Source organism: Stenotrophomonas maltophilia group sp. Smal17, from assembly GCF_030237045.1.
Lineage (GTDB): Bacteria > Pseudomonadota > Gammaproteobacteria > Xanthomonadales > Xanthomonadaceae > Stenotrophomonas > Stenotrophomonas forensis.
Window position 1 is genome coordinate 15,801 of the sequence record NZ_JASJSU010000012.1, and the last position, 20,288, is coordinate 36,088.

Sequence of the window (20,288 nt, forward strand, 5' to 3'; positions counted from 1 at the left end):
CTCCGGAAGAAGAAAGGGTCATGGCCGGGCGCGGGCCAACAGGCGCTGCGGCACGGTGTGCGCGGTCCAGGCGGCCAGTGAACCGAGGGCGCTGGCCGCGGCCAGTTCGGAGAGATGGGCCAGCGAGGGCTCAAGGTGGGCCGCGAACCAGCTGACCAGTCCGAGGAAGTACCCCAGCAGGTTGTTCAATACCGGCAGGCCACGCAGGGCGACCACGCACAGCGCTACGACCAGTACAACGACGGGCACGGCCAGCGAGGGACCCAGTGAAGGAGAGAGCAGGCCCACTGCAAGTGTTGCCAATGCGCCGATGCCCAGCCCGAACCAGACGCAGGCCAGGTTTTCGATCGTGGAGCGCGTGCCCTGCAGTCGCGTGAAAAAGGCAATCCAACCGATGAACATCGTCCACACCGGCCAGCCGGCATGCAGCGCCCCGGCTGCGGCGAAGGCCGCGGTGAGCGCCGCAGTCACCGTGACAAGGGCGTAGGCACTGCGGGAAACGGGGATCGGATTCATGGCGTCTCTCCGTGGTTCAGACCGCGCCGCCGTTGGCACGCAGAACCTGACCGTTTATCCACCCGCCGTCGGCACCGGCCAGAAAGGCCACAGCCGCGGCGATGTCATCCGGGGTGCCGAGGCGTTCAAGCGGGCTCATCTTTGCAAGCCGGTCGATCAGTTCGGCTGACTTGCCTTCCAGGAACAGGCTCGTTGCCGTCGGCCCCGGTGCGACGGCGTTCACGGTGATGCCGCGGCCGCGCAGTTCCTTGCTGAGGATGGCGCTCATGGTTTCCACCGCCGCCTTGCTTGCGGCATAGACGCCGTAGCGCTCGAGCTTGAATCCGACCACGCTGGTGGACAGGGTGACGATGCGGCCGCCATCGCGAACCCGTCGTGCGCTCTCGCGCAGCACATTGAATGCGCCCTTCAGGTTGATGGCGATGAGGCGGTCGAACAGGGTGTCTTCGCTCTCGGCCAGCGAAGCGAGTTCCAGTACCCCGGCACTGTTCACGACCACATCGACACCGCCGAAGCGTGCCTCGATCGCATCGAACAGGGACTGCACGGACTGCGGGTTGGCGACATCGGCCTGAAGCGCGATGGCCTGGCCCCCCTTGGCCATCAACTCGGTGGCCAGTGCTTCGGCTTCTTGGTGGCGACCGGCGTAGTTGATGGCCACCGCAAAGCCATCGGCGGCCAGGCGGCGGGAGATGGCGGCGCCAATGCCGCGCGAGCCGCCGGTGACAAGGGCAACGGGGGTTGAGGAAGCGATGTTCATGTTCAGATCCAGGAAGGCGCACCCACATGGCGCACGGTCATCCTGGACGTGATTGCGGGGCGGATAATCCCCCTTGATCCGGCAATATCATCCGGGCAGCCGAACAATCAGGTCGCCGACCCGCTGCAGGTCCCCGTCCAGGCCGCCAGGGGCGGCTGTGCCTGCTGCAACACCCGCGCGAGGCGGGTGCGGCAGAGGGTTCCAGGCAGGGCGCGATCGCTGGCTACAACTGCACCTGCTCCCACCAGCGCGTGCCGGCGTTCGGCGCCTGCATGTCCAGCGCTTCGCCCATCATCGGCGTGGCGACCGGCACGCTGTTTGCCTTCGCCAGGGCGGTGATGCGCTCGAACGGTTGCTGCCAGGCATGCAGGGCCAGGTCGAAGGTTCCGTTGTGGATGGGCAGCAGCCACTTGCCGCGCAGGTCCAGGTGCGCCTGCAGGGTCTGCTCCGGTTGCATGTGCACGAACGCCCAGCGCGGGTCATACGCGCCGGTTTCGATCATGGTGAGGTCGAACGGGCCGTACTTCTCGCCGATGGCCTTGAAGCCATCGAAGTAGCCGGTGTCGCCACTGAAGAAGATGCGGAAGTCACCATCCTGGATCACCCACGACGCCCACAGGCTGCGATCGCTGTCGCCCAGCCCACGGCCGGAAAAGTGCTGGCCCGGGGTGGCGGTCAGGCGCAGGCCGCTGGCTTCGGTCGACTGCCACCAGTCCAGCTGTTCCACCTTGGCGGGATCCACGCCCCAGGCGATGAGCTGGTCGCCCACCCCCAGCGGCGCAATGAAACGCGCGGTCTTGCCGGCCAGCTGCATCACCGCGGCGTGGTCGAGATGGTCGTAGTGGTTGTGCGAGAGGATCACGCCGGCGATCGGCGGCAGTTCGTCGATGCTGATCGGGGGTGCGTGGAAGCGCGCCGGGCCCATCCACTGCACCGGGGAGGCGCGTTCGGAGAACACCGGGTCGGTCAGCCAGTACTGGCCGCGCAGCTTCAGCAGGATCGTCGAGTGACCCAGCCGGAACAGGCTGCGGTCGGGCGCGGCGTCGAGGCGGGCGCGGTCCAGCGGCAGCACCGGAATGGGGTGCGCCGGCACCGTGCCCTTGGGCTTGTTGAACAGGAACGTCCACCAGATCTCCGCGCCGTCGCGCAGGCCCATTGCCGGCCGCGGCAGGGCGTTGCGGAACTTGCCGTCGCGGTACTGCGGCGAATCGGGGAAGTCGGGGAGGGACCAGGACTTGCAGAAGGTGTAGGCGGTCACGGCGAGGATTCCAAGCAAAAGGACAAGGAGCAGGCGCTTCATGGGTGACGTCCGCTGGGTACACTGCACAGTGTAGTTTCGTGTTTTTCAAAAGTACACTGGCTGGTGTAAAATGTGCGCATCCGTTCAGCTGACTGGTCCCTGCCATGCCACGTGCCCCGCAACGCCTGACCGACCGCAAACGCGACGCCATCGTGCGCGCGGCGGTGGAGGAGTTCCGTGCATCGGGGTACGAGGCCACCAGCATGGACCGCATCGCCGAAGCGGCCGGGGTCTCCAAACGCACCGTCTACAACCACTTCCCCAGCAAGGAAGCGTTGTTCTCGATGATCCTGGAGGAGCTGTGGGAGCGCAGCGTGGCCAGCGACACGCTGCCGTACCGCGCCGACCAGCCGCTGCCGGCACAGCTGCTGCAGCTTGTGGGGCAGAAGCTGGAGCTGCTCAGCGACGCCAACTTCATCGATCTGGCGCGGGTGGCGATGGCCGAGATCATCCATTCGCCGGAGCGCGCGCAGGCGATCGTCTGCCGCATGGGCGAGAAGGAAAGCGGCGAGAGTGCATGGATCCGCGCGGCGATTGCCGATGGACGACTGCGCGCGGTCGATCCGGAATTTGCCGGGCACCAGCTGCACGGCCTGGTGAAGAGCTTTGCGTTCTGGCCGCAGGTAACGATGGGGCAGGCACCGTTGAACGCCGAGGAGCGCGCGCGCGTGGCCGAGTCGGCGGTGGCGATGTTCCTGGGCTACTACGCGATCTAGCTGGCGGCGAAACGACGGAATTCGTCCGCCGGTAGCGCTGCCGAATACAGATAGCCCTGGCCGACATCCACGCCCAGTGCGCGCAGTTGCTGTTCCTGTGCCAGGGTCTCGGTGCCTTCGGCTACCACGATCGCGCCGCAGCGATGCGCGACTTCGACGATGAAGCGCACGATCGACTGTGACTTGGCATCGGACAACGTGGCGATCAACGCCTGCTCGATCTTGACCTCGGCGATGGCCAGCTGCGAGAGCAAAATCAGGGTCGAGTAGCCCGCACCGAAATCGTCCAATGACAGGGTCACCCCGGCCGCCAGCAATTGCGCGATATTGGCATCGACCACATCGCGTTCGACGATCTCGGTCCACTCGACGATTTCCAGCCGCAGCATCGTCCCGGGCACATCATGCAGCTGCAGCAGTTCCTGCAGGCGCAGGCCGAAACCGGGCAGGCGCAGCGACTCGGCGGAGACATTGACCGCCACGGTCAGCTGCAGGCCGTCACCCCGGCACTGCTGCAGGAAGTGGATGGCCGACTGCAGCGTGGCCCATTCCAGGTCGGCCAGGCGGCCCTGCCGGCGCAGCAGCGAGATCACCCGCATCGGCGTGATCATCCGGCCCTCGCCGTCGCGCATGCGCAACAACGCTTCGGCACCGACCAGGCGCCGGTCCTGCAGGCGATGCTTGGGCTGGTAGCACAACGGCGCGTCGCCGTGGCGGAGCCAGCGTTCCAGTGCACTTTCGATCAGCACGTCGATCTCGCTGTCACGCTGGACCGGATCGTCGAAGAACACGACGCCCGACTCGATCGCGCTCAACGCCAGGGTGATCGCGCGGAAGGGCAGGTGCCCGTCGTCGGCGTCTCCGGGCGGCTTCAGTTCGACCACCGCGCAGCGGACCAGCGGCCGGAAGCCTGGCCACTCCTCGCTGATGCGCTCGGCCAGCCCGGACGCCAGTTCGGTGATGCGGGGCTGCGTGCGCAGTTCCGGCAACGACAGGCCCTGGACCAGGATCGCCAGCGCGGCATCACCGAACTGGTAGATCTCCAGCCTGTCCGCAGGCAGTGATGGCAGCAGGCGGTGCACATCGTCGCCGCTGTCGCGCCGCCACAGTCCGTTATCCTGCAGCGGCCCATAACGCAGCCGCAGGTCACGCAGGTTGCCCATCTCGGCGACGATCAGGCAGGCATGACCGATGCCGTCGTTGTCGCGCCAATAGTGCTGCAGGCGTTCGCCGAGCGCGCGCATGTTGGGCAGGCCGCTGATCGGGTCGATGCGCAGCCAGGCCTGCTCGCGCTGGCGCTGGGCATCGATCTGCGCATCGTTGTAGACCAGTGCGAATACGGCGCCCAGCATCAACAGCGACACGGGCAGTGCCAGCAGGCGCTGGATCGCCAGTTCTGTTACCGGCAGCTGATCGGCGCCGATGATCGCCACGCCGAGGGCCAGGCCCAGCGCGGTCACGCCGATGCGCACGCCCCAGGCCTGCAGGATCATGGGCAGCGAGAGTTCGTTGAGCATGCGCGGGTGCAGGCGCCTGCGCAGCCAGATGCCGGCCAGCATCTGCAGCAGGGATTCAAGGGCCGCGGGCAGGAAGAACTGGGTGCCGGAGAACTGGTAGCGGGCCAGCAGGCTGGCGGCCAGGCAGGCCAGCCCACCGCGCCAGCCACCGAGCAGGCCGCTGACCAGCAGGATGTCGAAGCCGAGGTGGAGCTTGACCACGCCCTGGGTATAGCGGGCCACGAACCAGGAGTTGAACAGGTAGATCAGGCCCAGCGCCACGCCCACATACAGGCGGCGCCCTTCGATGGCATGGCCGGCGCGGCGGGTGGCGATCAGCAGCACGCCGATCATGCCGATGACGGCGGTGGCCTGCAGCAGGTACAGCGGCAGGCTGGGCAGGGCACTGTCCAGGACCTGGGCCGTAACCCGTGAAAGCGCATCCATAGCAGGTTCCCGCCTGTGACCGACGGCCAGTGAGGAGCAGGGTAAACCACGGCCGCGCGCGCGGCCACTGACGCCTCCCGCCGCTGGCCGCCGTGGTCAGTAGCGCGGGTCGGCGATGGCGGGCAGCACCAGTTCGCGCACGAAGCCTGAGGGCGACAGCTGCAGCAGTGCACGCACCATGGTCACCACGTCGTGTACGGGTACCAGCCCGCCTTCGCCGCGCGCTGCGGCGTCAGCCACCGGTACCGACAGTGCATCGTCGGTATTGAGATAGCCCAGCTGCAGGCTGGTGACCGCCAGGCGACGCTCGCGGAAGCCTTCGCGCAGCGCATCGGCGATGCCGTTGAGCGCGAACTTCGAAGCGCCGAAGGCCACTTCCGGGCGGCCGCTGCGCGGCAGTGCCGAGGTCGAACCGGTCAGCACCAGCTGTGGCCGTGCTGCATTCAATACACGGGGCAACAGGCGCTGCAGCAGCATCAGGGTGGCGGTGATGTTGACGTCGACCAGCTGCGCGAGCGCGGCATCGCTTTCATCGAGAAACGCGTACTCGTCGCTGAAGGCCTTGTCTTCCCAGATGCCCAGGTTGTGGATCAGCACATCGATATCGGCCGGTGCCTGCGCTGCGATATGGTCGGCCGCTGCGGTGGGCCGGGACAGGTCTGCTTCGATCCATTGCAGGGTGACGTCGTCAGGGCAGGCGATGCCGCGCGGGCGGGTGCGCGAGACACCAATCACAGTGTCACCCGGGGCACAGAGGCCTTCCACGAACGCGCGTCCCAGGCCTCTGCTAGCGCCGATGATCATCAATTTCATGTTGCTTCCTTGGTTGTGCAGTGGCGGCATCAGTGGGCCGCCAGGATGAGGTCCCAGTCGCCGAACGCGCGCAGGCCGCTGCGTTCGGCAGTGGTGATGGAGGCCGTGTTGTCGAGCTGGCATCGGTACTGCGGCTGCAACCCGGAGGCCTGGGCGGATATGGCCATCGTCTGCACGAGCCGGCGTGCATGACCGCGCCCACGGGCTTCGGGCAGTGTCAGCACGCCCATGTCGGCGAGTGCCGGATCCAGGCTCCACGGGTACAGGCTGCCGGCCGCGACCAGCTGCTCGCCGTCGAAGGCACCGAACACCTGCCAGTGGTCGAGCTCGACCCAGGCCGCATCGAGATCCTCCTTGCTGGCGCTGGCCTGGAACGCACTGAACACAGCAGTGTCGGCTGGAGCGAGGCGGCGGATGTGGGGCGGTGCAGGGTGCTCGGCCAGTGCCGCAAGTTCTGCAGCAGGGAAATAGAAGAGGCGGTCGGCGCCATGCGTGCGCTGGCCGACGTCGATCAGCCGCTGCCGCAGCTGTGCGAGTGTCCAATGCGCGCGTGCGTACAGTTGCAGGCGTTCCGCCAGGACTGGGCGCAGCACCGCGCGCGCAGGACCAGCAAACGGTTGCAGCAGCATGCCGTCCTCACCCTCGTCTAAATCATCGCTGCAGGCCAGGTACAGCAGGGGATCGTCCTGCAGCATGCGCTCACCCGCGCAGATGCGCCGCCAGCTGGCATCGATCATCGGGGCAAACGCATCATCCATGACAGTGGTCTCGCTCAGTGCCGGGGCAGATCCACCTGCAGGCCGGACGCCTTCCATTCGGGGTAGCCGGCGGGGAGCTGCTGCGCCGCCAGTCCGGCCTCGTCCAGCATCGCCAGCGCATCGTTGGACAGCACGCAGCAGGGCCCGTGGCAGTCGGCGACAATGTGGACGGCGCGTGGCCGTTCGTCCATCCATGCATGCCGTTCCGTAATGGGAATGTTCAGCGCGCCAGGCACAGCTCCATCATTGGTGCTGTTGACGGGGGGCATGCCGGATGAGCGAGAATCCGTGCAGTCATCGGCAACAGGCGTTCCCCGGCATGGAAGCAACCCACGCGCGCATGGATGGCATGCCCCTGCCTCACGCCTGGCAGGAAGCGCTGGCCGACGCGCGCATTGAACGGCAGTCGATCGGTGTATCGCGTGCGGACGTTGCCCGCGTGCATCGTCCAGGGCAGGCCGATGCCTTCCTGAAATCGGAAGTGATCGACGCCTTCAGTGAGCTGGGCGACGAGATAGCGCGCCTGCGCTGGCTGCAGGTGCAGGGCCAGCCGGCGCCGACGGTGATCGCTACCGCCGAGGAGGCGGGGCGGCGCTGGCTGCTGATGAGTGCGTTGCCCGGCCACGATCTGGCCTCGTCGCCGGCGCTCGCGCCCCAGCACCTGGTGGAGCTGCTGGCCGATGCGCTGCGGGGCCTGCATGCCCTGCCGGTGGCGACTTGTCCGTTCGACCAGCGGCTGGCCTCGCGCCTGCAGGCCGCACAGGCACGTGTCGAGGCGGGCCTGGTCGACGCCGATGACTTCGATGACGAACGCCTGGGGCAGAGCGCGCAGCAGGTGTTCGCCGAACTGCGCGCCACCCGGCCTGATCACGAGGATCTGGTGGTCTGCCATGGCGACGCCTGCCTGCCAAACCTGTTGGCAGCCGAGGGCCGCTTCAGCGGTTTCATCGATTGTGGCCGGCTGGGCGTGGCCGATCGCTATCAGGATCTGGCGCTGGCCGCGCGCAGCCTGGTCCACAACTTCGGCGACACCCGTTGGGTCGCGCCGCTGTTCCGCCGCTATGGCGTTGAGGCCGACGAACGGCGGCTGGCGTTCTATCGTCTGCTCGACGAGTTCTTCTGAAGCCGCGCAGGGCGGCGTGGGGCGGGGCTGAACGCTGCCCTGCCGGCGGACCTCTTTATTCTTTAAAATGGACGAACGTTCGTTCGCTATTTGCGCCATGAGCCGAATCGACCGCAATGGGCAGCGCGTGACCCTGATCCTGCAGGCGGCCCTGCAGTGCTTCCTCGCCAAGGGGTTCCACCAGACCAGCATGCGCGACATCGCGCAGGCGGCCGGTGTCAGCCTGGGCAATCTCTACAACCACTTCCCGGGCAAGGAGGCGATCATCCTTGCGGTGGCCGTGGCCGAAAGCGAGGAACTGGCTCCGATGCTGCAGCGGCTGGCGGCGGCCGACGGCGAGCGCGCGCAGGTGCTGGCATTCCTGCAGGACTTCCACGCGTTGTGCCGGCAACCGGAGTGGGCAACGCTCGCGGTCGAGGTGCTGGCCGAGAGCGCACGCAACCCTGCCGTCGCCGAGGCCTTCGCGGCCAACCGCAGGCAGCTTCAACAGGTGTTGGGCGATGCGCTGCAGGGCATTGCGCGGCGCGAGCGGCGGCGCCCTGCGCTGGCCCCGGCATTGCAGGCGCAGGTGTTGCTGGATGCCATCGAAAGCGATGCGCTGCGCCAGGGCCTGGGTGAAGCCGGCAGCGTGGAGGAAGCTGCGCTGGACCTCGAACTGCTGGCACGGCTGCTGGGATCACGTGCATGAGCGCCGATGACCGGCGCCTGCACGGCCTGGATCTGGCACGCTACCTCGCGCTGGCCGGCATGGTGCTGGTCAATTTCCGCCTGGCGATGGCCGTGCCCGCAGAGGGTACGGGTGGGTTGGCAGGCTTCTTCCACCTGCTGGAAGGCAAGGCCTCGGCCACCTTCGTTACGCTGGCCGGGCTGGGCCTGGTGCTGGCCACGCAGCGGCAGGGATGGTGGTCGGCCAGCGTGCAGACCTGGCGGCGCGCACTGTTCCTGCTGTTGCTGGGGCTGCTCAATCTGACACTGTTCCCGGCCGATATCCTGCATTACTACGCGGTGTACTTCGCACTGGCGGTGCTGTGGCTGCGTGCGTCGCCATGGCTGTTGCTGGCCAGCATCGCCGGCCTGGCCGCCGGTTCGTTCTGGGCGCTGCTGCAGTGGGACTACAGCGAAGGCTGGAACTGGCAGACACTGGAGTATGCCGGCCTGTGGCAGTGGCCCGGCATGGCGCGCAACCTGTTGTTCAACGGCTTCCATCCGTTGCTGCCGTGGCTGTGCTTCTTCCTGCTGGGCATGCTGCTGGCGCGCCTGCCGTTGTCGCAGCCTCGGGTGCAGCGCGCACTGCTGGTGCTGGGCCTGCTGCTGATCGGCGCCGGGCATGGCGTGCAGCAACTGGCGCAGGGAACGCCCTGGCAGCCGTGGCTGGGAACACAGCCGATGCCGCCGGGGCCGGCCTATGTGCTGACGGGCGCAGGAGCGGCCTGCAGTGTCATCGCAGCCTGCCTGTGGCTGGCGCGTCTACGCCCGGGCGAGTGGTTGGCACCGTTCACTGCGGCCGGGCGAATGACCCTGACCCTGTACGTCGGGCATATCCTGCTGGGCATGGGCACGCTGGAAAGCCTGGGCCTGCTGGATGGCCGTGCCTCGCTCGCCTCGGTGCTGCTGTGGGCGCTGCTGTTCCTGCTGCTGGCGACCGGCGCGGCGTGGCTGTGGTCATGGCAGTTCGCGCGCGGTCCCCTGGAAGCGCTGATGCGGCGCGTCGCCGGCTAGTCCATTGCTCGCGACGCACAAGGGTGTGACGGACATGTCTGTGTCGCAGCCAACGCATCTGCGATAGTAGCGGCAGGTAATACTTTCCGTTTGCATCCATGTCATTCGCTTCGGCGCAGCATCTCGGCGAAGTCCTGCAGCAATCCTATGGCATCACCGCTACCGCAGTGGTGCCACGCCCGGTGGGCGCCGATGCCAGCGCCAGCGTGTACCGCGTGGATGCGCGGCGCGGGCAATGGTGGTTGAAGTGCCGCACCTACCAGGTCGATCCAGCGGTGTGGGACAGCCTGCACTGGTTGCGCGGCACGTTGGGTATCGATGAAATCGTCGCGCCCTGGCCGGCGTTGACGGGGGGCGCGTCGGTGCAGCGCTGGGGCTTGCAGTTCACCTTGTTCCCCTACATCGAAGGGCAGTCCGGCTTCGAGGCGGCGCTGAGCCGCACGCAGTGGCAGCGGCTGGGCGACGTGCTGCAGCGCCTGCACGCGGCGCAGCTGCCGCCGGCGCTGCAGCAGGCATTGCCCACCGTGCGGCTGGAAACCGCCGCACTGGAAACGGTGGGGCAGTGGCTGGTGGGGGAAGGGCTGGCGGTGGCGCAGGATGGACTGGGCCGCGCATTCGCTTCGGTCTGGGATCAGCAGCATGCGCGCATCGCGGCGCTGCATGCGAACGCGCTGGAGCTGCATGCTGCATTGAAGGATGCACCGGTCGATCTGCACCTGTGCCACACCGACCTGCATGCCGGCAATCTACTGATGGGGAACGATGGCGGCCTGCATCTGATCGATTGGGATGGCCTGTCGCTGGCGCCACGCGAGCGCGACCTGATGTTCATCGGTGGCGCCGTGGGTGGGCGTTGGGGTCGCGAGAATCCGCTGGATTTCGCAGCAGGCTATGGCAACGACCTGGGAGATCCGCGCTGGATCGCGTGGTACCGGCACTGGCGCATCCTGCAGGACCTGATCGAGTTCCAGCAGGTCCTGCTGGGCAGTGATGGCGAGGAGCGTTCGCCGCAGTTGCGCCGGCAATCACTGCATTACCTGGGCGAGCAGTTTGCTCCGGGTAATGTGTTCGATGCGGCGGAGCGGGCGTATCGGGCGCTGTAAACGCACGTCACCCGTCATTGATGAGGCTTCGCGCTGCGCGCGATGAGTCGAGCATGGCTCGACTCTACAGGGGGACCTACTCGGCCGGTTTGGCTGCGGCGGAGGCGGCGGCACTGGCGGCGCGGCGTGACAGCACGGCTTCGCGGTGGGCGATGTAGGCGTTGGCGGCAAGGATGATGCCGGCGCCGGTGATCGTCCAGCGGTCCACGCTTTCGTTGAACAGCAGCCAGCCAAACAGCGTCACCAGCGGCAGCTGCAGGAAGCTGATCGGGGTCAGTGCCGAGACTTCGCCCAGGCGCAACGCGCGTGTCCACAACAGCTGGCCGATGGTGCCCAGCACGCCGGTGGCCAGCAGCCACAGCCAGGCAGTGCCGGTTGGCCAGACCCAGACGAACAGGGCCGGGACCAGCGACAGCGGCACCCAGAACACGTAGGTGTAGAGCACCACGGTGTCGGCGCTGTCGACGCGGGTGAGCTGCTTGATCTGGATCGCCACCAGCGAACTGAGCAGGGCGGCGGCCACCGCTACCAGGCTGCCGGCGGTGAAGCCAGCGGTACCCGGTCGCACGATCACCAGCACGCCGATGAAGCCGACCACCACCGCTGCCCAGCGACGCACGCGCACGGTTTCGCCCAACCACAGTACCGCCGCAATCGTGACGAACAGCGGGGTGGAGTAGGACAGGGAGACCGCCTGCGCCAGCGGCAGATGGCCCAGCGCCCAGAAGGCGCACAGCATCGAGCCCAGGCCGATCGCGCTGCGCAGGAAATAACGCGGCAACTGCTGGGTTTTCAGCGGCGCGTGGCCCGGGCGCAGCAGCATCGGCAACAGTGCGAGCAGGCCGAAGGCGTTGCGGAAGAACGCCACTTCCTGGGTTGGCACGTAGCGGGTGGCATAGCGGATCGCCACTGCCATCAGGCCGAACGCCATCGTGCTGCCGAGCATCAGCAGCGCCGCCCGCATCGGGGTGGCGCCTGGGGAGAGGGTGGGGGTGTTCACCACTGCGCGCCGAGCAGGCGGGGCTCCGGTTCGATCGGCACGCCGAACTTCTCCAGCACCGAGGCCGAGATGCGGCGTGCCAATGCCAGCAGTTCAGCGCCAGTGGCGTTGCCGTGGTTGACCAGTACCAGTGCGTGGCTGGGCGCCACCCCGGCATCGCCCTCGCGGAAACCCTTCCAGCCACAGGATTCGATCATCCAGGCGGCCGAGACCTTGCGCTTGCCTTCCTGGTCGGACGGGAACACCGGCAGATCCGGGAAATGCTGCAGCAGTACGTCGACCTGTTCCAGCGGCAACACCGGATTCTTGAAGAAGCTGCCAGCGTTGCCGAGCACGTCGGGGTCGGGCAGCTTGCGGCGGCGGATCGCGATCACTGCATTGGCCACGTCCACCGCGCCGGGCAGTTCCACGCCCTGCGCCTGCAGTTCCTCGCGGATGCCGGCGTAGTCCATGCGCAGGTCATGCAGCAGCGGCAGTTTCAGTTCGATGGCGGTGATCAGGTAGCGGTCCATCTGCTGCTTGAACACGCTGTCGCGGTATCCGAAGCCGCACTGTTCGTTGTCCAGCCGCACCCAGGCCTGCTCGTGGCAGTCCCAGGCTTCGACGGCCTGGATGAATTCGCCGATCTGTGCGCCATAGGCACCGATGTTCTGGATCGGCGCGGCACCGGCGGTGCCGGGAATCAGCGCCAGGTTTTCCAGCCCGGACAGGCCCTCCTGCAGCGACCACATCACCAGGCCATGCCAGGGCACGCCCGCACCGGCACGGATCACCGCATGGTCGGCGCGGTGTTCGAGGAAGCTGATATCACGGTTGCCGAACACCAGCACGGTGCCGGGCAGGTCCTCGGCGATCAGCACGTTGCTGCCGCTGCCCAGCACCAGCAGCGGGCCGTTGCCCACCTCGGGCAGTGCCAGCACGTCCGGCAACAGTGTGGGGTCGTGCAGTTCCAGCAGCTGTGCGGCGCTGGCCTGCACGTGGAAAGTGTTCAGCGCCTGCAGCGGTGCATTGCGGGTGAGTGTCCAGCGCAGCGGTGCGGTGCCGTCGGTGGTGTCCATGGGCGCGCTCACAGCGGCGCCACCGCGCCACGGCTGGGCGCTTCGCGGCGGCGACGGATCGCCTCCACGCACTCGGAGACCAGGGCAGGGCCACGGAAGATCAGGCCGCTGTAGCACTGCACCAGCGCGGCACCGGCGGCCATCTTGGCCACTGCATCGGCACCGGACAGGATGCCGCCGACACCGACCAGCGGCACCGATTCGGGCAGGCGCGCGCGCAGGCGGCGCAGCACCAGCGTGGACTGCTCCAGCACCGGTGCGCCGGACAGGCCGCCGGCTTCGTTGGCCAACGGGTCGCCGGCCACCTTGCTGTGGTCGACGGTGGTGTTGGTGGCGATCACGCCGTCCACCTTCAGTTCGCCCAGCACGCGCGCAGCGGCATCGATGTCACGCTCGCTCAGGTCCGGCGCCACCTTCACCAGCATCGGCACGCGGCGGCCGTGCTGTGCGGCCAGTGCCTCCTGGCGGTCGCGCAGCTGGCTGACCAGCTGGCGCAGCGCGGTTTCCTCCTGCAGTTCACGCAGGCCGGCGGTGTTGGGCGAGGAGATGTTGACGGTGATGTAGTCCGCCAACGGGTACACCTTGTCCAGGCAGGCGATGTAGTCATCCACGGCCTGTTCGTTGGGGGTGTCCTTGTTCTTGCCGATGTTGATGCCGAGCAGGCCACGGCGGTTGCGCGCGCGCTCGACGTTGCGCACCAGCGCATCCACGCCCGCATTGTTGAAGCCCATGCGGTTGATGATCGCGTTGTGTTCCGGCAGGCGGAACAGGCGCGGCTGTGGATTGCCGGCCTGCGGGCGCGGGGTGATGGTGCCGATCTCGACGAAGCCGAAGCCGAGTGCGAACAGCGCATCGATGTGCTCGCCGTTCTTGTCCAGGCCGGCGGCCAGGCCGACCGGATTGGGGAAGGTCAGCCCGAACACGGTGCTCGGCAGCGGCGCGATGCGGGCGGCCAGCAGCGGCGTGGTGCCGGTGCGATAGGCCAGGTCCAGTGCGGACAGGCCGAGGCCGTGGGCGCGCTCGGCGTCGAGCGAGAACAGGAAGGGGCGGGCAAGCGAATACATGCGTCGGTTCAGTCCAGCGTGCCGAGGAAGGCTCGGGTTTGATATTCAAAAGCGACCTGGCCGTCGACCGCGTGGGCGGCGAACAGGTCCTGCAGGGCATCGATCATCGGCGCGTGGCGCGGATGACCAGGTTGCGGTGCGTAGGAAGAAGACAACAGGCGACCGCGCAGGGCGTCCAGGTCCAGGTACTGCACGTTCGGCAGCTGCACCATGCCGCGCAGCCCACTACCGAACCAGGCCTGCATGGTGGCGTCGTCCTGGTAGCGTTCGGCCACCGCGCTGTAGTCGGTGCCGTAGTCCAGCAGCAGCTGCTCGTAGCCGACCAGGAACGGGCTGGCGTCGAGCAGGCGCGAGTTCCAGTAGATCAGTGCCTGGCCGCCAGGGCGCAGGATGCGCTGCCACTCGGCGCGCACTGCCACGGTGTCGAACCAGTGGAAGGCCTGCGCGACGCTCACCAGATCGATGCTGGCATCATCCAGGCCGGTTGCTTCGGCGCGGCCGTCGACCGCACGGAACTGCGGATACTGCGGTGCCAGCCATGCTTCGGCGGCGCCGCGCATGGCCGCATTCGGCTCAACGGCCACCACCGGATGGCCGGTGGCCAGGAACAGGCGGCTGGAAATGCCGGTGCCGGCGCCGATGTCGGCCACCTGCGCCTGATGGCTGACGCCCATCGGGTCGTGCAGCCATTGCAGCAGCGCGGGCGGGTAATCGGGCCGGTAGCGGACGTAGTCGGCGACGCGGCTGCTGAAGCGTTCAGTGCTGTCGGAGGCGGTCATGGCGGTCAGTTCGATACAGCGGCGAGCCAGGCCAGGCCGCCGAAGAACAGGATGAAGACCAGGATCGCGGCGATCACCGCACCGACCATCACCCAGCCCAGCACCAGGCCGGTGACGGCCAGGCCGTCACCTTCAAGTTCAAGCGGGCGGCGGCGGATTTCGGCGCGGGCCATGTGGCCGGTGACGATGGCGACGATGCTGGCCACGAAGGGCAGGACGGTCCAGCTGGCGATGCCCATGACCAGGCTGACCACGGCCAGGGCGCTTGTCTGTCGGGGTGCCACGCTCATCGGGGTCCTCCTTGGCAGTGTGCACATGATAGTGCCTCTGCCCGGGCAATCCCATGCCCGGTGAATCCAAGGGCGCCAACCAAGGTTGGCCGCTACGGCAGAAGTCGACCTTGGTCGACGAAAGGCATTCCAGCCAGGTAGGCGTCGACCTTGGTCGACGAAAGGCATGCCAACCAAGGTTGGCAGCTACCGGGATGCCGGTGTCAGCCCATCAGCACCTGGCCGCCATCCACGTTGAGCACGCTGCCGGTGATCCAGCGCGCCAGCGGCGAGCACAGGAACAGCGCGGCATCGGCGATCTCGCGCGGATGGCCGAAGCGGCCGAACGGAATCTTCGCCAGGGTGCCGTGGTACAGCGCGGGATCTTCGCTGCGGCGGCGGTCCCACAGGCCGTCGTCGAACTCGATCGAGCCGGGCGCGATGGCATTGACCCGGATCCGGTCCTTGGCCAGCGCCAACGCCTGCGAGGTGGTGTAGTGCGAGAGCGCAGCCTTGGCCGCAGCATAGGGCGCGCCACCGGGGCGCGGCTGCTGCGCGGCAATCGAAGACAGATTGAGGATGCAGGCGTCGTCGGACATGCGCAGCCACGGCAAGGCCAGCCGCGAGGCCCGCACCGCCGCCATCAGGTCGACCTGCAGGCTGGCCGCCCATCCGTCCTCGTCGTCGGCCATGCCGTAGCCGGTGGCATTGTTGACCAGCACGTCGATGCCACCGAGTGCGTCGGCGGCGGCCTGCAGCCAGCCCTGGATCTGACCGATGTCGGCCAGGTCGGCGGCGAACGTGTGCAGTGAGACGCCCTGTGCGGTTGCATCGGCGCGCAGCGCGTCCAGGCCGGACTGGCCGCGGGCGCAGACCGAAACCTGCGCACCGGCGCCGGCAAACGCCAGCGCCATTTCACGACCGATGCCCTTGCTGCCGCCAGCGATCAGCACGCGGCGGCCGCTGTAATCAAGGATCGGAGCCCCGCTGGGGATCCGATCCGGTGCCGTGGGTGCGGCGTTGTCCATCACAGGTCGAACTTGATGCCCTGGGCCAGCGGCAGCGAATCCGAATAGTTGATGGTGTTGGTCTGGCGGCGCATGTAGACCTTCCAGGCATCCGAGCCGGACTCGCGGCCACCGCCGGTGTCCTTCTCGCCACCGAAGGCGCCACCGATTTCCGCACCGGACGTGCCGATGTTGATGTTGGCGATGCCGCAGTCGCTGCCGGCGGCCGACAGGAACTTCTCGGCGGTCTTCAGGTTGGTGGTGAAGATCGAGGACGACAGGCCCTGCGGCACGCCGTTCTGCATGTCGATGGCTTCGTCGAGGCTGTCGTACGGCATCACGTACAGGATCGGCGCGAAGGTCTCATGCTGGACCACGGCGTCGCTGTTCTTCAGGCCGGAGACAATCGCCGGCAGGACGAAGTTGCCGGCGCGGTCGATGCGGGTGCCACCGGTTTCGATGGTGCCGCCGGCGGCCTTGGCCTGGGCGATGGCATCGAGGAACTGCTGCACGGCGCCGTCACTGTTCAACGGGCCCATCAGGTTGGCGGCGTCGGTCGGGTCGCCGATCTTCCCTTCCACCTGCTTGTAGGCCTTCACCAGCGTGGCCAGTACGTCGGCGTAGATCGAGCGGTGCACGATCAGGCGGCGGGTAGTGGTGCAGCGCTGGCCGGCGGTACCGACCGCACCGAACACGATGCCCGGCACGGCCAGCTTCAGGTCGGCGGTTTCGTCCAGGATGATGGCGTTGTTGCCGCCCAGCTCCAGCAGGCAGCGGCCAAGGCGGCGCGCCACCTTCTCGTTGACCGTGCGGCCGACCTGGGTCGAGCCGGTGAAGCTGATCAGCGGCACGCGACGGTCATCGACCATCTTTTCCGACAGCGCGGTACCGGCATCGTTGATCAGGAAGAAGATGTCCGGGAAGCCGGCCTCGCGCAGCGCTTCGTTGCAGATCTTCAGCGAGGCGATGGCGGTCAGCGGGGTCTTGTTGGACGGCTTCCAGATGCACACGTCGCCACAGATGGCGGCCAGGAACGAATTCCAGCTCCACACCGCGACCGGGAAGTTGAAGGCCGAAATGATGCCGACCAGGCCCAGCGGGTGGTACTGCTCGTACATGCGGTGGCCGGGGCGCTCGGAATGCATGGTGTAGCCGTACAGCATGCGGCTCTGGCCGACGGCGAAATCGGCAATGTCGATCATCTCCTGCACTTCGCCATCGCCTTCCGGCTTGCTCTTGCCCATTTCCAGGGCCACCAGCGAACCGAGGGCATCCTTGTGCTTGCGCAGCGCTTCGCCGCACAGGCGCACGGCTTCGCCGCGGCGCGGCGCCGGGGTGGTGCGCCAGATCTTGAAGGCTTCCTGGGCACGGGCGACGACGGTGTCGTACTCGGCCTCGGTGGTGGCGCGGACCTGCGCGATCGGCTCGCCGGTGGTCGGGTTGACCGGGGTGATCAGCTCACCGCTGGTCGCGCTCGACCACTCCCCGTTGCCCAGGTACGTGCCAGCGTTGATCGCGTCCAGGCCAAGGGACTTGAGCAGCTCGGAAGACATGCAGACTCCTGTGTTTCGTTACGTTGTTTGGTGCCATCGCGGGCAGGTGGGGGACGCGATGAACTGAATCGCCGATGGTAGCAGAGCGGCCCATGCGGCCATGGTGCAACGCGCCAGCGCAGCTGGGTGGAACATGAATGCTTGGAGGGCAGGGCGTGTTGCCTGTAAACTTCCCGGCTGCATGGCCCCGTAGCTCAGCTGGATAGAGCGTCCCCCTCCTAAGGGGAAGGTCGCCCGTTCGAATCGGGCCGGGGTCACCAGAATCAATAGCTTAGGCGGGCTCAGTGGTGAGCAATTCCCACTGTTTCCCGCATATCCACAGGATTTGGTCCCAGTGGTCCCAATGGTCCCGCTCAGTACTTGAGCTTCGCGACTGCGCCATCGTCGCCTTCAGGCGTTAGGTGGGCGTAGAACTTCTCAGTCGTGGCGTAATCAGCGTGCCCGGCCAGAATCTGCACCCTTCGCAACGGAACCCCGGCGATCACCATGTGGGCGCAGAAGGTGTGCCGTAGCCGGTGGAGGCTGCCACCGATTCCCGCACGCTTGGCATCCGAGGTGAACCAATCGGAGAGCGTGTCCCTGTGCACGGCCACCAGCGGATCGGGTAGGCGGCGAAGCGCCCAGCCGCCACTCGTGGGCGTTGCGTGTACGACTACACTGCCGGCAGATCTCAGGGAGCGAATCCATGGCTAGGGTCGACAAAGGCACCACCAAGATCGGCTTCATCAACCGGAACAAGCAGGAGAACATCCGCGCCACCGGCCTCCCTGGCACGGACCACGGGCAGTCCATCTATGTCCTGCACTGCAAGCCCTGCGGGGAGACCTATGGCGCGAATGGTAGCGACATACACCTGCGCAAATGCCCAGCCTGCCAGGGCGGGCGGCCGGGCCTGGACTTCGAAGCACCCTAGGGTCATTCCGACCCCACAGAGTGGTGTCGCCCGATGGCGCCGGCCGGGCAGCGCGGTCAGCCCATCGCTGTCCGTGATGAGGCCCGTCACCACTACGCCTGCAATGAAGGTCAATACGGACACGATGGCCCACCCTTCCGTGGCATACACCAGCACGGGAAGGATCAATGGCATTGGCTTTGACGGCGCGCGTTTGATCGTCGGAACCCTGACCGCAACGAACATGATTCAGGTCAGCGCGGACATGGGCCAGGCCGCCGCATGAGGCACACGCGGCACTGCTGGCGCGCTGGCACCTGGCGCAGAGTCTGTATCAGTACAAGGCGATCTGGAAGGCGGCGACCTCGCCCGCAGCGGTGGTTACAGCGCCGCTGGGGGGATGGTGGGGCCACGTAGCCGCCGGCGGGCGGTGGATGGGTAGCCGCCCGCTGGGGCTCGGTCGGGAGGGCTTTCGGACGCTAGAGCTCTTGTGAGCCCTTAGGGAGTTTCGGGAGCGGTGAGTCAGGGCCGGCTGTCACTGTGCCGGTTTGTCCTCCGCCACAACTGCCATAGCAACCACTGCCTGGATTGGCGCCGCCCGGATTCCCGACGCCTTGACCGCTTCCATGGCCAGTTCCTGAGCCGGTGCCATTAGCATTTCCGCTAGGATTCAAAGGAGTAGTACTGGCTTGGGCTTCATACTTGACTCCCATGTATCCATCTCCGCCCAACGTAACTTCATAGCCAACACAAGCAGTTCCGTTACACATTGTTATGACGTCACCGGGGGCTATCGACAGAGACTCAAGAGCAACAAGTCTGTTGAAACTTGCTATGGCGAGAGTAAGCTCATTTGAGGTGTGTGGGTCGATTCTCGGATAGCCCAGTGCGCAGTTATTACAGGGATAAGTCCCGATGTTTCTAGTTCCTCGCACTTGGGCATGCACGTAAACCGCTACTCCTAGCAGAAAGACCAACAGGAATGCTGCCGTAAGCCTGATTTTCATCTCTTGCTCCTCTGTGCCAGCGTAGCGGCCAGTTGATTGGCCTTCCTTAGATCAGTCGGAGTCATGGACTGTGCCATGAGGTCCAGCATCTGCTCGTTTCCACCGATGGGAGTCAGCTCTCCAGCAGCCTTTTTGTAGGCGTAGGCAAGGATCGGGTCCTTCGGCGTAATGATGCCGCGCTGATACGCAGTTCCCAGAGTGAAGAGCCCATCCGGGTTGCCGGTGTCGGCTACACTTTTGATATAGCGATATGAGTCGTCATTGAACTGCTTAACTTTTTCGGCCGATGCTGCTTGTTCCTGCTGATCTCCAACGATGATATCCATGTAGTTGTAGTAGACCAGCCGCGCGTAGGAGTCGCCCCCTTGCGCAGCCTCCTTCAGCCATCGGGACGTTTCCTTTAGTGCATCGCCTGGGATGCCCTCACATTGCTTGAGCTTCTCTTCGGTGAAAGCGAGGGTACTCATTTTTTGATCGGCCAAGTATTGCTCTCGTGTCTTCCCACTGGCTTTGAGAATTTCTGGAGAGACTTGACTATCGGAGTAGTCAAGTTGCCTGTCTGACTGCATTGCAACGCGGCACTCGTTGAGTAACAAGAACAGCTGTCGTTTTGCTTCCAGATCTCCAGCTTCTGCTCTATTGCGGAGCGCCGGATACAGATCTTTCACGGGAGCATCTGGTAGGCGCTGTGCAGATTGGAGATTGGTATCGATTGCTGTTGGCTTTGGAGAGATACCTCGAAGCTCTGCAGTAGCGGCGGGTGCTTCATTCTTCGGTGTACCGCTCACCTGTTGAACATCATCATTCTTATCTGAGCATGAGGTGACCATGCAGGCGATGAGTGCGAACTTTGACAGGCGCAAGCACTGATAGACAAAGCTGTACTTTAGGGATGGATTTGGCATCGG

Annotated in this window: 23 protein-coding genes and 1 tRNA gene; 8 read left to right on the forward strand and 16 right to left on the reverse strand. The window is 66.2% G+C overall.

Translation table 11 applies throughout. From position 1 onward, the window contains the following. Positions 1-18: 18 nt before the first annotated feature. The 3 genes from QRO93_RS05490 to QRO93_RS05500 all read right to left on the reverse strand — a co-directional run bounded on the left by QRO93_RS05490 (position 19) and on the right by QRO93_RS05500 (position 2,576). A complete protein-coding gene (locus QRO93_RS05490) occupies positions 19-516 on the reverse strand; it encodes a DUF1097 domain-containing protein (protein ID WP_049457237.1) in 498 nt (165 codons plus the stop codon). Positions 517-532: 16 nt separating this feature from the next. Beyond that, a complete protein-coding gene (locus tag QRO93_RS05495) occupies positions 533-1,276 on the reverse strand; it encodes an SDR family oxidoreductase (RefSeq protein ID WP_053449557.1) in 744 nt (247 codons plus the stop codon). A 223-nt stretch (positions 1,277-1,499) separates the two neighbouring features. Next, a complete protein-coding gene (locus QRO93_RS05500; RefSeq protein ID WP_164086034.1) occupies positions 1,500-2,576 on the reverse strand; it encodes an MBL fold metallo-hydrolase in 1,077 nt (358 codons plus the stop codon). Between the two features lie 104 nt (positions 2,577-2,680). Here QRO93_RS05500 and QRO93_RS05505 point away from each other — a divergent pair, with 104 nt between their 5' ends. Continuing rightward, a complete protein-coding gene (locus QRO93_RS05505; RefSeq protein ID WP_053449559.1) occupies positions 2,681-3,292 on the forward strand; it encodes a TetR/AcrR family transcriptional regulator in 612 nt (203 codons plus the stop codon). On the opposite strand, the gene QRO93_RS05510 is transcribed toward QRO93_RS05505, so the two are convergent. From QRO93_RS05510 to QRO93_RS05525, 4 genes are all read right to left on the reverse strand, one after another. After that, positions 3,289-5,235 (reverse strand): EAL domain-containing protein, encoded by a 1,947-nt coding sequence (locus QRO93_RS05510; protein ID WP_180878169.1) that lies wholly within the window; start codon positions 5,233-5,235, stop codon positions 3,289-3,291. The genes QRO93_RS05505 and QRO93_RS05510 overlap by 4 nt on opposite strands. 96 nt (positions 5,236-5,331) lie before the next feature. Continuing rightward, entirely contained in the window at positions 5,332-6,048 is a 717-nt protein-coding gene (locus tag QRO93_RS05515; protein WP_164086033.1) for an SDR family oxidoreductase, read from the reverse strand. A gap of 29 nt (positions 6,049-6,077) precedes the next feature. Then, positions 6,078-6,806, reverse strand: a complete 729-nt coding sequence (locus QRO93_RS05520; RefSeq protein ID WP_164086032.1) for a GNAT family N-acetyltransferase — start codon at positions 6,804-6,806, stop codon at positions 6,078-6,080. Positions 6,807-6,820: 14 nt separating this feature from the next. Next, positions 6,821-6,997: a hypothetical protein gene (locus tag QRO93_RS05525; RefSeq protein WP_239510792.1), complete on the reverse strand. Its 177-nt coding sequence runs from the start codon at positions 6,995-6,997 to the stop codon at positions 6,821-6,823. A gap of 128 nt (positions 6,998-7,125) precedes the next feature. Here QRO93_RS05525 and QRO93_RS05530 point away from each other — a divergent pair, with 128 nt between their 5' ends. The 4 genes from QRO93_RS05530 (at position 7,126) to QRO93_RS05545 (ending at position 10,751) form a co-directional block, all read left to right on the forward strand. Next, positions 7,126-7,929, forward strand: a complete 804-nt coding sequence (locus QRO93_RS05530) for an APH(3')-II family aminoglycoside O-phosphotransferase (protein WP_164086031.1) — start codon at positions 7,126-7,128, stop codon at positions 7,927-7,929. Positions 7,930-8,026: 97 nt separating this feature from the next. Further along, the gene (locus QRO93_RS05535; protein ID WP_180878168.1) at positions 8,027-8,617 is read left to right on the forward strand and encodes a TetR/AcrR family transcriptional regulator; all 591 of its coding nucleotides are present in this window, start codon (positions 8,027-8,029) and stop codon (positions 8,615-8,617) included. After that, positions 8,614-9,648 carry a DUF418 domain-containing protein gene (locus QRO93_RS05540; RefSeq protein WP_180878167.1) on the forward strand — a complete coding sequence of 345 codons (1,035 nt, stop codon included), beginning with the start codon at positions 8,614-8,616 and terminating at the stop codon, positions 9,646-9,648. Before QRO93_RS05535 ends, QRO93_RS05540 begins: the two co-directional genes overlap by 4 nt. A 98-nt stretch (positions 9,649-9,746) precedes the next feature. After that, the gene (locus QRO93_RS05545; RefSeq protein ID WP_180878166.1) at positions 9,747-10,751 is read left to right on the forward strand and encodes an aminoglycoside phosphotransferase family protein; all 1,005 of its coding nucleotides are present in this window, start codon (positions 9,747-9,749) and stop codon (positions 10,749-10,751) included. A gap of 76 nt (positions 10,752-10,827) precedes the next feature. On the opposite strand, the gene QRO93_RS05550 is transcribed toward QRO93_RS05545, so the two are convergent. The 7 genes from QRO93_RS05550 to QRO93_RS05580 form a co-directional block, all read right to left on the reverse strand. Then, on the reverse strand, positions 10,828-11,715 hold the full coding sequence (locus tag QRO93_RS05550) for a DMT family transporter (protein WP_053449565.1): 888 nt from the start codon (positions 11,713-11,715) through the stop codon (positions 10,828-10,830). Positions 11,716-11,747: 32 nt separating this feature from the next. After that, the gene (murB, locus tag QRO93_RS05555) at positions 11,748-12,809 is read right to left on the reverse strand and encodes a UDP-N-acetylmuramate dehydrogenase (protein WP_180878165.1); all 1,062 of its coding nucleotides are present in this window, start codon (positions 12,807-12,809) and stop codon (positions 11,748-11,750) included. 8 nt (positions 12,810-12,817) lie between these two features. Further along, complete coding sequence (locus tag QRO93_RS05560; protein WP_180878164.1) at positions 12,818-13,873, reverse strand: quinone-dependent dihydroorotate dehydrogenase; 1,056 nt, start codon at positions 13,871-13,873, stop codon at positions 12,818-12,820. A gap of 8 nt (positions 13,874-13,881) precedes the next feature. After that, positions 13,882-14,652, reverse strand: coding sequence for a class I SAM-dependent methyltransferase (locus QRO93_RS05565; protein WP_180878163.1), 771 nt, complete (start codon positions 14,650-14,652; stop codon positions 13,882-13,884). Positions 14,653-14,657: 5 nt separating this feature from the next. Then, complete coding sequence (locus QRO93_RS05570; RefSeq protein ID WP_006435840.1) at positions 14,658-14,942, reverse strand: DUF4190 domain-containing protein; 285 nt, start codon at positions 14,940-14,942, stop codon at positions 14,658-14,660. A gap of 203 nt (positions 14,943-15,145) precedes the next feature. Further along, entirely contained in the window at positions 15,146-15,949 is an 804-nt protein-coding gene (locus QRO93_RS05575) for an SDR family NAD(P)-dependent oxidoreductase (RefSeq protein ID WP_180878162.1), read from the reverse strand. Further along, positions 15,949-17,481, reverse strand: coding sequence for an aldehyde dehydrogenase family protein (locus QRO93_RS05580; protein WP_180878161.1), 1,533 nt, complete (start codon positions 17,479-17,481; stop codon positions 15,949-15,951). Before QRO93_RS05580 ends, QRO93_RS05575 begins: the two co-directional genes overlap by 1 nt. A gap of 183 nt (positions 17,482-17,664) precedes the next feature. On the opposite strand from QRO93_RS05580, the gene QRO93_RS05585 reads away from it, so the two are divergent. Beyond that, a tRNA-Arg gene (locus QRO93_RS05585) sits at positions 17,665-17,741 on the forward strand. A 93-nt stretch (positions 17,742-17,834) separates the two neighbouring features. Here the strand turns inward: QRO93_RS05585 and QRO93_RS05590 are convergent. Continuing rightward, the gene (locus QRO93_RS05590) at positions 17,835-18,074 is read right to left on the reverse strand and encodes a tyrosine-type recombinase/integrase (protein ID WP_285303993.1); all 240 of its coding nucleotides are present in this window, start codon (positions 18,072-18,074) and stop codon (positions 17,835-17,837) included. A 92-nt stretch (positions 18,075-18,166) separates the two neighbouring features. On the opposite strand from QRO93_RS05590, the gene QRO93_RS05595 reads away from it, so the two are divergent. Continuing rightward, positions 18,167-18,394 carry a hypothetical protein gene (locus tag QRO93_RS05595; protein WP_180878160.1) on the forward strand — a complete coding sequence of 76 codons (228 nt, stop codon included), beginning with the start codon at positions 18,167-18,169 and terminating at the stop codon, positions 18,392-18,394. Positions 18,395-18,497: 103 nt separating this feature from the next. Beyond that, complete coding sequence (locus QRO93_RS05600) at positions 18,498-18,659, forward strand: hypothetical protein (RefSeq protein ID WP_180878159.1); 162 nt, start codon at positions 18,498-18,500, stop codon at positions 18,657-18,659. Between the two features lie 717 nt (positions 18,660-19,376). Here the strand turns inward: QRO93_RS05600 and QRO93_RS05605 are convergent. After that, positions 19,377-20,285 carry a sel1 repeat family protein gene (locus tag QRO93_RS05605; RefSeq protein WP_180878158.1) on the reverse strand — a complete coding sequence of 303 codons (909 nt, stop codon included), beginning with the start codon at positions 20,283-20,285 and terminating at the stop codon, positions 19,377-19,379. Between the last annotated feature and the right edge of the window lie 3 nt (positions 20,286-20,288).